The organism is Haloarcula sp. DT43, assembly GCF_037078405.1.
Classification (GTDB): Archaea; Halobacteriota; Halobacteria; order Halobacteriales; family Haloarculaceae; genus Haloarcula; species Haloarcula brevis.
In genome coordinates, this window is the sequence record NZ_JAYMGZ010000003.1 from 191,515 (window position 1) to 203,792 (window position 12,278).

Annotated in this window: 9 protein-coding genes; 3 read left to right on the forward strand and 6 right to left on the reverse strand. The window is 63.0% G+C overall.

Features of this window, described 5'->3' with window-relative positions:
• Nucleotides 1-21: 21 nt before the first annotated feature.
• Nucleotides 22-1,266 carry a Cdc6/Cdc18 family protein gene (locus tag VI123_RS12780; RefSeq protein ID WP_336338448.1) on the reverse strand — a complete coding sequence of 415 codons (1,245 nt, stop codon included), beginning with the start codon at nt 1,264-1,266 and terminating at the stop codon, nt 22-24.
• A gap of 888 nt (nt 1,267-2,154) precedes the next feature.
• Between VI123_RS12780 and VI123_RS12785 the strand changes: the two genes are divergently transcribed.
• A complete protein-coding gene (locus VI123_RS12785; protein WP_336338812.1) occupies nt 2,155-4,677 on the forward strand; it encodes a DUF7827 domain-containing protein in 2,523 nt (840 codons plus the stop codon).
• 199 nt (nt 4,678-4,876) lie between these two features.
• On the opposite strand, the gene VI123_RS12790 is transcribed toward VI123_RS12785, so the two are convergent.
• From VI123_RS12790 to VI123_RS12805, 4 genes are all read right to left on the reverse strand, one after another.
• Nucleotides 4,877-6,097 carry an ABC transporter substrate-binding protein gene (locus tag VI123_RS12790; protein WP_336338449.1) on the reverse strand — a complete coding sequence of 407 codons (1,221 nt, stop codon included), beginning with the start codon at nt 6,095-6,097 and terminating at the stop codon, nt 4,877-4,879.
• A gap of 151 nt (nt 6,098-6,248) precedes the next feature.
• The gene (locus tag VI123_RS12795; protein WP_336338450.1) at nt 6,249-6,563 is read right to left on the reverse strand and encodes an AzlD family protein; all 315 of its coding nucleotides are present in this window, start codon (nt 6,561-6,563) and stop codon (nt 6,249-6,251) included.
• Nucleotides 6,556-7,314 (reverse strand): AzlC family ABC transporter permease, encoded by a 759-nt coding sequence (locus VI123_RS12800; RefSeq protein ID WP_336338451.1) that lies wholly within the window; start codon nt 7,312-7,314, stop codon nt 6,556-6,558. The genes VI123_RS12795 and VI123_RS12800 overlap by 8 nt, the downstream gene beginning before the upstream one ends.
• A gap of 107 nt (nt 7,315-7,421) precedes the next feature.
• Nucleotides 7,422-8,060 (reverse strand): NAD(P)-dependent oxidoreductase, encoded by a 639-nt coding sequence (locus tag VI123_RS12805; RefSeq protein WP_336338452.1) that lies wholly within the window; start codon nt 8,058-8,060, stop codon nt 7,422-7,424.
• Nucleotides 8,061-8,196: 136 nt separating this feature from the next.
• Here VI123_RS12805 and VI123_RS12810 point away from each other — a divergent pair, with 136 nt between their 5' ends.
• A complete protein-coding gene (locus VI123_RS12810) occupies nt 8,197-8,532 on the forward strand; it encodes a winged helix-turn-helix transcriptional regulator (protein WP_336338453.1) in 336 nt (111 codons plus the stop codon).
• Nucleotides 8,533-9,298: 766 nt separating this feature from the next.
• Here VI123_RS12810 and gfo6 read toward each other — a convergent pair.
• The gene (gfo6, locus tag VI123_RS12815; RefSeq protein WP_336338454.1) at nt 9,299-10,369 is read right to left on the reverse strand and encodes a D-xylose 1-dehydrogenase Gfo6; all 1,071 of its coding nucleotides are present in this window, start codon (nt 10,367-10,369) and stop codon (nt 9,299-9,301) included.
• A gap of 737 nt (nt 10,370-11,106) precedes the next feature.
• On the opposite strand from gfo6, the gene VI123_RS12820 reads away from it, so the two are divergent.
• The gene (locus VI123_RS12820; RefSeq protein ID WP_336338455.1) at nt 11,107-12,252 is read left to right on the forward strand and encodes an alpha-D-ribose 1-methylphosphonate 5-triphosphate diphosphatase; all 1,146 of its coding nucleotides are present in this window, start codon (nt 11,107-11,109) and stop codon (nt 12,250-12,252) included.
• Nucleotides 12,253-12,278 lie beyond the last annotated feature (26 nt).

Here is a 12,278-nt window from a genome sequence, read left to right on the forward strand (position 1 = left end):
ACACCACCGTGTCCGCTGTTCCTACGTGGACTGGAAGTCCGAGAGCTTCGCTTCGTTGTCGACGAGATTGGTGACGGACTTGTGGATGCCGACATCGTCGACGGTCTTTTCGAGCGCGGCGAGAATCATCTCGGGGTCCATCTCAAGGGAGTACTCGCGGTAGGTTCCGCCGCGGCGGCCCTCGTTTCGCTCGATGGCCGAGATGATGCCCAGCATCGACAGTTCGCCGAGGTGGTCACGCATCCGACGCGGGACGAGCGGGTCGATGCCGGCCTTCTCGGCGAAGTTCGTGTATCGGGGCCTGATGTCCCGCGTCCGGGCCGGCGTCTTCCCCTCCTGGTCGAGCGTGACCATGGCGTAGACGACCAGATGACCGTGTTGCGTGAGTCCGGAGATGCCCTCCTGGATGCGGCCACGCTCCAGAACGTCGCGCGCCTCCCGGACCAGCGACTCCGAGATAGTGTCCGTGTCCTTGTCCCGGGCCAGGTCGCCCGTCTTCATCAGGAGGTCGAGCGACTGCCGTGCGTCGCCGGCGTCTTTGGCCCCGTAGGCGGCACACAGTTCGATGACGCCGTCTTCGAGGACGCCGTCGTGGAACGCCACGTCAGCGCGCTGCTGGAGAATCTGTATCAGTTCCTTCGCGTCGTACGCGGGGAACTGGATTTCCTCCTCACAGAGCGAACTCTTGACCTTCGGGGAGAGGTCGTCGCGAAACGAGAAGTCGTTCGAGATACCGATGATACCGATTTTCGCAGAACTCAGGTTGGCGTTCGCCCGCGCACGCGGGAGTTGATAGAGGATACTGTCGTCCTCGATGTGGTCGACCTCGTCGAGAACAATGTAGATAGTGCCGCCACAGGCGTCGAGTTCGGTCCAGAGCATGTCGTACACCGTCGCGCGGGGGTAGCCCGTCGTGCTTATCTGGCTCGTTTCGTCCCTGAACTCGTTGACGAGTCGAGTGGCTATCTGGTAGCTACTGGAGAGTCCGTCGCAGTTCAGCATCTTCACCGTGAGGTCGATGTCCTCGTACTTCGCCGCGTCCTCTTCGAGGTGGTCGATGAGGTACCGCGTGCCGGCCGTCTTCCCGACCCCAGTCTTCCCGTACAGGAAGATGTTGTTCGGCTGTTCGCCGTTGATGACAGGCTGGAGAGCCGCCCGATATCTGTTCAGTTCGGTGTCGCGCCCGACGAGGTTCTCGGGCTGATAGTCCTCCCGGAGAGCGTCCCGGTCAAGGTATATCTCGGTGTCGCGTTCGAACATCCCCATGGTCGTTACCTGACGTATCGGATGGAGCCCACATAAAACCACCCCTGTCCGCAGTGTCCGGAGTGTCCGCTGTTCCTGAGCTTATAAAGAATCGGTGGGACCCTCCCACCCCACTATGTCCGCAGTAACTAGAGTGAGGAGAGGAGGGGGTAGAGAGAACTATACACAAGAGAAAAGTTTATAATAGTCTCCTGTGAGCTAGACCGTAATGCAGTTTGACAGCTGTAGTGCAACAGGCTACAGCGATATCTAGTGTGGAAACCGGCACAGTTCGGACCTCTGCCGACCGGATACCTCCGCAAATCTTGCCGCCGCCTCTCCCACCTCCCTGGCCGTTCTCGAAGAACAGCGGACAAAGTGGGGTGGGAGTGTCCCTGTCCATCGACGACCCGATTCCGTCAACTTAGCCCCTCTACTTTCTGTCTTGGGATTTGAACCACCGCTGAACACACCGTGATGTCCGCAGTTCCGGACGAGAACGGCGTAGAACTGCGGACATCGTGGTGTGGGTTCGCGACAGGCACGGTTCGGTCAGTCCGGTTCGGACACCACCATGTCCGCAGTAATCGGTTCCCGTTTCCAGCCGACGGTAGAACTGCGGACATCGTGGTGTTCACCGCTCGATTCACTCCTGTACTCTGCGTCAGACGCCACAATGTCCGGAGTAAATGCCACGGAGATCACCTCTAACACGGTGTTACTCCAGACATCGTGGTGTTCTCTGACATCGACTCGATGGCGAAAATGTGCATCTAGATATACGAGACCATTGACTATCATACCTTTTGGCTAGCCTAAAATCCGCAAGCTATGTATATCGTTTAGGTTGCCCTAAAGAACGTGGCACGGAACACTGATATCTCGAAGGAACCGATGGGGCGAGACCGCGTGTTCGAAGCGTTTCGAACGCGCGTTTCAGCTTCGGTCTCGTCTGACAGCAACACGACGGGGAGTACGGACAAACTCCGAAGCCTCGTTCTCTCTTGGCTGGTGGTGGTTTCCGTATTCGCCGGCACCGTCGCGTTCTCCGGGGGCGTGGCCGCCGCTGCGAACGTCGGCGTCGAGCAGGCGGGAGAGTACTCGGACAGTGGGGATGGGGCAAGCACGGTCGAACTGGCGTTGAGCGACCCTGTGACGAACGGCCTCGACGGGAACGGCGAGCTGGAACTCTATCTCGACGGCAAGGAAGTCTCCGATTCGCTGTTCGATGGCGTCGCTCGGGACGGCACCGCCGGTCGGGTCGCAATCGAACTCAGCCGAGACGTGACTCCGAACCAGAACCTGACGGTCAAACTCACCGACTTCGGGAGCGGTTCGCTCACGGCGCGGGACGTCGCCGTGACTTCCCGAACGTTTACGCCCGACTCTGGCGACCGGTCGTACACGAACCTCTACCATGGTGTGGTCGTCGCTATCGAGGACGCAGACGCCGGCTCCGACACCGCCCTCCGCATCGAGCGGGCGGACGGCGGCATCGTCTTCCAGGACGACTACGTCGACAACAGCCAGGTCTTCGTCGTCGACACCGCGGACCTCGACCCCGGTCAGGACTACGACATCACGTCCGGGGCTGACACGGCCGGATTCAAAGTCAACGACCTCGGTCTCGACGTCGAGATGACCGAATCCAACGTCTCCGAGGAGGACGCCATCGTCGCCGAGGTGACCGCAATCCGCGGTGGCACGGCGGCCACCGCAACGCTGTCGGACAGCGACGGCGAAACGGTCGACTCGATTGCTACGGACCTCGAAAGCACGGAAACCGTCGAGTTCGACTTCGGACCCCGGAGCACGGCCGGGTCCCCGTACACGGTCACTGTCACGGACACTCAGACCGGTATCACGGCCGACTCCGAGGAGGTCTCGGTCACCGAAAGCATCGAAGGCGAGGTACAGTTCGCGGAACGCGTCGTCGCCGACGACCGCGGCGACGTGGTCAGCGTCACCTTCGACCTCTCGAACACGGACGAGGGCTACGTCACTATCGGCGACAAGAGCGAGGCGAACTACGCCATCTCCGGCCAAATAACCGACGACGACGACGGCGACGGCGAAGTCACCGTCGAGTTCAACAGCTATCTGGCGGGGGTTCCGAACAGCGGCAACGCTACCGTCGCGGCGAGTGACGTCCTCAGCGCCACCGGAGACGACGACATTTCCGGCGTCAGCGAGCACGGGTCGTTCGAACGCAGCGACCTCACCGCCGACACGCTGGCCGCGGGGAGCTATCCAATGAACGCGACCGCCGGCACGAGCCACAGCGACAGTCCCGACAGCGTCGGCACCCTCCGGCTCCGGGACCGCTCTACCGACCGCATCGGGAGCTGGGTCGCGCCACTGGGTGCCTCTCTCTCCTCCGGGGATATCTACGACAGGGTCGGGCACAACCTCACGCGGGCGGACGAGATAGCCGACGGCGACGTGGTCGTCCACCGTGTCACCGCGTCCGGCATCGAAGGGCCGCTGGACTACCGAGAGGACGTCAGGGGCGCGGGCGATACGACGGCCGCGTTCCTCCAGGCGACCGGCGACAGTGGCGCGCTCGACCTCTGGGTCAACCGGACGAACGTCGGCGCGAACGCCGACGGGGACCCGCTCCAGCTCAACGCCTCTAACACGGTCGTCGTCGACGACCCCGATAACGACACGTACTTCGTCGCCGTCGAACTCGCCGATGCAGAGTACCGGAGTGACACCCCGGTTCACGACGGTGACGCCGACGAACTGACGGCTGGCTTCTCCGTCACCGGAACGACCGGGCTGGCCGATTCCGCCGACAGCGTGGAAGACACGTACGAAATCACTGACCGCGATGCGACGCTCACTACGACCGACGACGTCGTGCTCGCGCAGGCCGCCGCCGACCAGCCCGTCACGGGCACGACGTCGGTCGCGCCCGGCTCGGAACTCACGGTGCGGCTGGCATCGGAGAGCGACGCGAACCCGTTCATCAGCCGACCCGGGGCGACGGTCACGCGGAACGGGACGTTCACCGCGACGGCCGACATGAGCGGCCACTCCGTGGGAACGAACTTCACCGCGACTGCCCTCGATGTGACCGGCGAGGCGTTCGGCACCGCCGCGGACGGGCAAATCGTCGCAGTTGCTACCACGAACGGTGGCGGCGAGTCCACCGGTGCGAACGGCACCGACTACGAAGGGGCAGCCGAGGACACGATTGCGGACCTGTCCAACGAACCGACGGAGAGTACGCCCGGGGCGTCGACCGAACGACCGACCGCGACACTGTCGACGCCGACACCGTCGACGGTAGCACCGACAGAGACGGCAACCACAACCGAACGGACGGACGTCGCAACCACGGCCGCTTCCGGGCCGGGTTTTACCGTCGGCGTCGCAGTGCTCGCGCTCGTCGCTGCTGCGTTGCTGACCGTCCGCCGCGGTAGCTAACCGGGTCCCCAGCCGGGCACTTCAGATTCGGACGAATCGACGGTGGCTTCCTTTCTCGACCATCGAAAACGGCTGGACCTATCAGCCGGCGGAACAGCCGCCGCAGGAACGTCTCGGCCGAGGATTCCGGAAGCGGGGCGTATCTATTCCGGAACTCCGCGCCAGGAGAAATCATCGCTCAGTCGCTGCCGTCGCCTGCCTAGACGCCTTGTCCGCCCGTGATAATCTCGGCGACCCGGTCGCGGTCGAAGAGCTGTTCCTCCGCCGGAATCTCCGGGTAGTGGGCCCCGTTCTCGTAGGTCGGCCACTCGCCGAAGACGTCCGGGTACAGCTGTTTCGCGGTCATCTCTATCTGGAAGAGGTTCATAATCGGTCCGTGGTACCGCATCCCGTGTGCGTACACGCGGCCGTTCTGGACCGCCGAGAGCTCTCGGCCGACGCTGTGGGACGCGAGGGTCTCCCGGACGGAGTCCATGTCGTACCGCGGCGTCATCCCCCAGAGGTGAAGAATCACGTCCGGGTCCGCCTCTAACATCGTCTCGTAGCCGACCGACCCCCAGAGCCCGTCCCACGTCTCGTCCCCGAAGGCGTCGTTCGCGGCGAGCGGGCGGGTGTCGGCGAGCCAGAACCCCGGGCGGTTCAGGTGGTACGTCCAGAACTGGCCGTCGCCGAGCGTCACCCGCACTGCGGTCGGGCGCTCCTCCGCGGGCGGGAGGTTCGACTGGATAGTCTCCACGAGTTCCCCGTGGACCGCCTTGAGTTGTTCGTACCGCTCCCGCTCCTGGAACACCGAGGCGACACGCCCGAACAGTTCCCAAAGCGTGTAGTATCGGTAGTCTTCGCTATAGGGTTCCTGCGGGTCGCCGTGCGTGCCGCTGTAGAAGTTGCCGAAGAAGGGACCGACGTTGTCGGTCAACTCCTCGATGTCGCTCACGTCCCAGTTGTCCTGGGCAATCGCCCAGGCGGGGTCGAGGAGGTGCACGTCGCTGTCGAGGCCGTAGAAGAACTCCTTGGTGAAGTTCGTGTAGGGATTCGGGAGCCCTTCCCAGTCGAAGGAGACGCCGGGGAGCCGCTCGTAGTAGTGGCGCATCGACGGTCCGGCCATCTCCGGCACGAACATCGCGTTGACCGCGTCGCCGTGGCCGAGCGCGACCAGCATGTCGGCGTACTGGTTGTACATCGTGAAGACGTTCTCCGGCACCGAGTCGAACTCGACCTCGCCGACCGGTGAGAGGGAAGCGGTGTAGGAGCCGTCGGTTGTCGGCGACGTGCCCGCAGTGCCGTCATTCGCGGTCGCCGTTTCGGACGGGTCGCCGTTGTCACTCGAGCACCCGGCCACGATTGCCGTACCGAGCACCGCTCCACCGCCTGCGAGGTAGTCACGCCGCGTGAGCCCGCCCGTCACGTCTGTGTTTCCCATGTTTTAGGTAAGCCTAATACTCCGTAAATTGTTTTCGGATTGGCGGGACTGCCGTGGGCCGGCTCCCCTTCCCCTGGCGCTCACGGACGGTGGTCTCTCGCCGTGCCACCAGATGGTTCTCTCGGCTGGTCCGTCATTCGATTTCGACCGGTTACAGCACGGCCCGGAACGCGACGACGGCCCCGACACCGGTGACCAGGGCCAAGAAGATGTTGCCCGTCCGCCAGGCGACGACCGCGACGACGCTTCCGGCGAGCCACTCAGCCGGGCCGCCCGCGGCAAGTTCCGGCCCGAGAACGGCGACGACAATCGCGCCCGGCAGCGCTTCCAGGGCCGCCTCGACGCGGTCGCTCACTCCGACGCGCGTCAGCAGCCACAGTCCGCCGATCTTCGTGAGATAGGTGGCCGCGGCCATCGCGGCGATGACGGCGACGACCGGCGGGTCGAGCGAGAGCGGGTCAGCCACGGCGGACCACCTCGACGACGGCGGCGGCGACCCCACCGCCGATGACGTGCCACTGCCCGCTCAGCACCTGTGCGGTGACCAGCGCCGTCACTAGCGCGACTGCCCACGGGATAGCCGTCGACGCGCCGTCCCAGAGTTCGACCGCCAGCGCGACGAACGTCGCCACGAGGACGAAATCTAGTCCGAACGTGGCGGGGTCGTCTATCACGCCGCCGACGGCGACGCCGGCGACCGACGAGGCGACCCAGAACACCCAGATAGCCAGCCCGCTCCCGAGCAGGAACGCGCCGCGCCGACTCCCGCTGGTGAGGTCCCGCATCGTCAGCGCCCAGTTCTCGTCGGCCATGAAAAACAGGCTGCCGTAGACTTGCGACCCGGACAGATGCTTGAACCACGGTCGGAGCGCGGCCCCCATCAGCGAGTACCGCAGATTCACCGCGAAGACCGCGAGCACCACCGTCGCGGCCGGGATTGGGTCCGCCCACAGCTCCACGGCGATAATCTGGGAGGCCCCGGCGAGGACGGTCGCGCTCATCAGCGCCACCTCCGCGACGCTCAGCCCGGCCCGGTCGGCGAGGACGCCGAACGCGATGCCGTAGCCGGCGACGCCGAGCGCGACCGGGAGGCAGGTCACGAACCCGGCGCGTATCCCGGCCCGTTCGAACGCCACTGCGCCCGGGGCGTCGTCGGCCGCGGTGGCCGTCTCGGTGCTCTCCGCGTTCCGCTCCGTTTGCTCGTCAGTGGTAGGCATTTCGGTGGGGACACTCCAGGTACAGCGGCACCGCGACACCGCCGTCCCGGGGCCGTCACTTGACTTGAAACGGCTGGCAGACTAAACGGTGTTGGAAACGCGCGCCGTCAGTACCCGGTACCGAGGTAGGTGTGGACGGCGTTTTCCGCTTCGAGTTCGTCGACCAGAGCGATGGCGAAATCCTCCATCGAGATGTAACTGTCCCCTTCTTCGTCAGTCACGAGTTCGCGCTCGGCGGTCCGGTACTGGCCGGTCCGCTCGCCGGGCTCTATCAGTGCGGCCGGGGCGACGTAGCTCCACGCCAGGTCGTCGGCCTCGCTGAGGGTGTCGTATGCCTCGATGGCGGCCCGGGCGACGGGCTCCCACTCCGCCGGGAAATCCTCGGTCTCGATGAGAAGCGTCTCCAGTCCGACTCTGAGCCCGCCAGCACCCCCGGTCCAGACGAGACGGTCGACGCCGCTGCGGCGCAGTCCGTCGACGACCGCCGAAATCATCTCCGTGAGGACCTCGGCCGACTCGTCCTCGCTCGGCCCAAGCGCCGACACCACCGCGTCGTGGCCCGTCGCGAGCTTCGTGACGTCGTCGGGGTCGGTCGCGTCGCCCGCGACGGCGACGAACTCGTCGCTGTCTATCCCCTCGACCGTCCCGCTGCGGGAGACGCCGGTGACGGCGTGGCCGCGTTCGAGGAGTTCCGTTGCAGTTCGCTGCCCGATTCGTCCGCTTGCTCCGAGTAGTAGTACGTCCATTGTTCGTGTGGAGTTGCCGATGATTGCGACGCGATGCCGGTCCGCGAAACCGGAACTGCGGTCACATCATCTTACTTGCTATTGGAACATGACCTTAATATAACTCAGCGAACGTTGCCTTGACCAAGTAACACCGATGTCATCGAACGATGCCCTCGAATCGAAGTACGGGGACTGTCCGGTCATCCAGACGCTCGAAGAAATCGGGTCCCGCTGGCGGATGACCGTAATTCACGTCCTCAGAGAGGGCGAACTCCGGTTCAACGAACTCAAGCGCGCGACGGACGCGAACTCGCAGACGCTGTCCCGCGTGCTCGAAGACTTGGAGGAGAACGGGTACGTCGAACGTCGCGTCGCCGACGGAAGCCCGGTCGCGGTCTACTACTCGCTGACCTCGAAAGGCGAGGAACTCCTCTCGGCGTTCGACGAAATCCACGAGTGGGGGGTGAAGTGGATTGCCGACGACAATTGAACATCGGTCTCTGCCGGTTCGTTGAGCTATTACGAACGTTCACTGCTACGGCTGCCGAAACAATCTTATAATCAAATATTTAGTAATATATATGCAACAAACTCTGCTGAAATTCAGAATATGAATTCACAACGTCCAGATAACTCTATTATATGGCCATTTTAGTTTACATCGACCCCTTCTCCATCTATACTCTTGTTTAGGCCGGTATCGACGAAAGGTAAAGGTAGGCTGGATACCCGACGTCGAAACCCGCGTTGGTCGGTGCCAGTGCGACTCCCTTACCTCCGGAGCTAGCGAGATCCCCGTGACTGCCACGCCGGAACAGATATAACAGCAGTACTGGTGTTATTTACGTCCGGCCATCGATGACAAACCTTTCACCGATGCCCGGGACGATACCTAAAAACCTTCGCGGCCGGCTATCCGAGACCGGCCATTGACACGGATTCTCGATTCGGCATGGGTGAACGAAATCCGGTTGGCCTTCTGGATATCACGTTCGAGCTGTCCGCGGTTCCCCTGTCAGTGAGACGTGGCATTGTATCGCAACGATGCACACACGTCGGGTGAGTGTAGCACAGTCCCACACTGCTTGTCATCCACCCCAATCTAACCCACTCGGTTCGACCGGGCCGGCCGGGGACCGCACACGGTCGTATCCCTGATAGTTTACCCATCAGAACGAGGTATCTGCCGTTCCGTTCACTCATTTCGAACGCGGTTCCACCGGAGGGTCGGTAATAAATCGAGACGAGCGGTTCCGCTACAGTTCGACGATGTCGCCGCTCTCGGCGGCTTCGTGAATCGCTCGGATGATTCGCATGTCCTGGAGCCCGTGGCGGCCGTCCGGGGCGATGTCGCCGTCGGTCAGGACACGGTCGGCGAAGTAGTCGAACTCCTCTCGCATCTCGTCTTCGGCGTCGAAACTCTCGCGTTCGACGGTTACGGTGGTCTCGCCGCGGGACAGGTGCAACTTCGCCTTGCCGTGGAACGCCGGTTTGAGCTCTATCTGTCCGTCCGTCCCGGTAATCTTCAGCTGGGTGTCGTCGTGGGCGTTCTGGCTGTCGGTCGTGACCATCTTGACTCCGTCCTCCAGCGCAAGCAGCGCCCCGGACCGTTCGTCGGGAACGTCTTCGAAGGCGTCTCCGTGAGAACTCATCCGCGACTGCACCGCGCGTGGCTCCCGGTCGAGCAGGAACCGCGTCGTGTTAATCGAGTAAATGCCCAAGTCCATCACCGAGGTGCCATACCCCGACAGGTCCGGGTCGAGCCGCCACTGGTCCGTGTTCGGGTTCATCTCCAGCAGCGGCTGGCTGTTGTTGCCGTAGACGGACACCGGGTCGCCGATGAACCCGTCTTCTATGAGTTCCTTGGCGCGCCGCACCGCCGGGTCGGTCTGCATCCGGTAGGCAATCATCAGCGGCACGTCCGCCTCCTCACAGACCTCGACCATCTCTCGGGCGCGTTCGACCGTCGACTCCATCGGCTTCTCACACAGGATGGCCTTGTCCAGTTCCGCGGCGGTTTCGGCGTATTCGAGGTGGAACGCGTTCGGTGTCCCGATGTAGATGGCGTCGTACGCGTCAGCCGCCTCTCCGTCGTGGAACTCGTCGTAGCTGATGCCGTGCTCGACACTGTTCTCTTCGGCAAGTCGCTCGGCTTTCTCCGTCGAACTGCTGACGAACGTCGTGACTTCGCCCAAGTCGGAGTCCCGAATCGCGGGGAGTGCTAGGTCTATCGTCCACCATCCCAGGCCCAACAGCGCGTATCGGACCGTACCATCCGTCGTCGTTTGCCAGTCCCGCTCGTCGTAGGAGTCGATCCACTCCATCATAGGAATCCATTTTAAACGCTTCGGCTAAAACCTTCGGATTCCGGACACACACTGCCCTGCTGGCGGTGACTGGGCATAACCCGTTCTCGTAGCCGATCCGTCTGGCGATTACGGTCGGCAAGTGGTCTCGGTATCTATTGACGTTTTCGTCCCGAATGACGGCAGTCCGGAGAGCGACTGACAGCTGCTGGCCATGGTCGTGGGTAAATCGATTCAATCAGACAGAAAGAGTAGCGAGAAGCTACTGAGGGACGGACCTGCCTGTCCCGGCGACATCGGTCTTCGAGAACGGGACCTCCACCAAAGAACGCTCGTTGAGGCTGTTAAGGGGATATTATTTGAGTAGGTATAACCTAACAAACACGAATCCGACGGAACAACCCCCGAATTCTGCACTCTATGGCGGTGGTTTGGGATTACCGCCCGGAATATATTCTGATTGACACTCTATTCGGTTCTTCGAAGTGCCACTTTCGAACTCAAATCCGGTGGACCCGACACTCGTTTCGACTTCCCGACTTCTGTCTCGTTGCTCTGGACTCTCCCTCTCTGACTCGGTGCCGTTTGTCGAAACCACGGGCCTCTGCCCCATCGAACGAGGTCATGGGGCGACATGACTACACACACATAAATATAGACTTTCTATCCGTACTCCGGCACGTTCGTAGCAGGCTCATACTCATGCTCGGCGATATCGACTATCCTACATCGGTACATCCTACCGGGAGTCACAGCACATGAGCCACAAGGCAGAACGGACGTTGATTTCGGGCGGAACCGTCGTCACGCCGACCACCGACATAGAGAACGGAACGGTGGCGTTCGCCGACGGAAAAATCGTCTCGGTGGAGGCTGAATCGCACAGAACCCCGGATATCGACGCGACGGGGAAGTACGTCCTTCCCGGGATGGTCGACCTCCACGGCGACGATATCGAACGGCACCTCTTCCCGAGGGCCGGTGAGCGCGTCGACACGGGGGTCGCTCTGGACCGCTGTGACATCGCCAACGCAAGCGCGGGTGTCACGACGAAGTACCACGCAATCGCGTTCGAGGACGTCCCGGAGGACAACCGGAGTATCGAACTGGCCCGCCGGCTGGCCGACCGCATCCGGGGGTTCGACCGCGACAACGGTGCTCGGGTCGACAACAGGCTCCACACGCGGTGTGAACTCACCAACGAGGCGGCGGTGGAGGCCGTCTCAGCGGAGCTCCGGTCTGGCGGCGACCTCGTCTCCCTCGTGTCTCACGTCCCTGGAGCGGGCCAGTTCGCCGGCGAGAACTCGCTTGCACAGCGCTACGACCTGTCCGGCGAAGCCGAGGAGACCAGCATCCAGACGCTCCAGGCACGCCGGGCCGCCGTCTCCACAGCGGAAACCAGGTCGCGCGCGAAGCGGATTACGGAGTTGGCCCGCGAGAGAAACATTCCGGTCGCTTCACACGACGACGAGACCGTCTCAGACGTGGACTCCGCCGCCGCTCTCGGTGTCGATATCAGCGAGTACCCGCTCTCCCAGCGCGTCGCTCGGCGTGCGACCGAACGGGACATGGCCGTCGCGATGGGCGCGCCGAACGTCGTTCGCGGTGGCAGCCTGTGGGACGGCCCCGATGCCGGTCAGGCGATCAAAAACGGCCTCGTCGACATCCTCTGTAGCGATTTCCGGCCGCAGTCGCTGCTCGGTTCTGTCTTCGTCGATACCGACGAACCGCTCGCGGAACGGGTGGCGCGCGTCTCTACCGCGCCGGCCGCCGTTGCGGGCCTGTACGACCGCGGACGGCTGGAACGGGGAGCGAGGGCGGACATCGTAATCGTCGACCCGGACCCCGTGCCGTCGGTAGCACGGACGTTCGTCGCCGGCGACGAAGTGTACCGCTCCGCGTAGCTCGGGCTCTTTTATAAAAGTCAGAC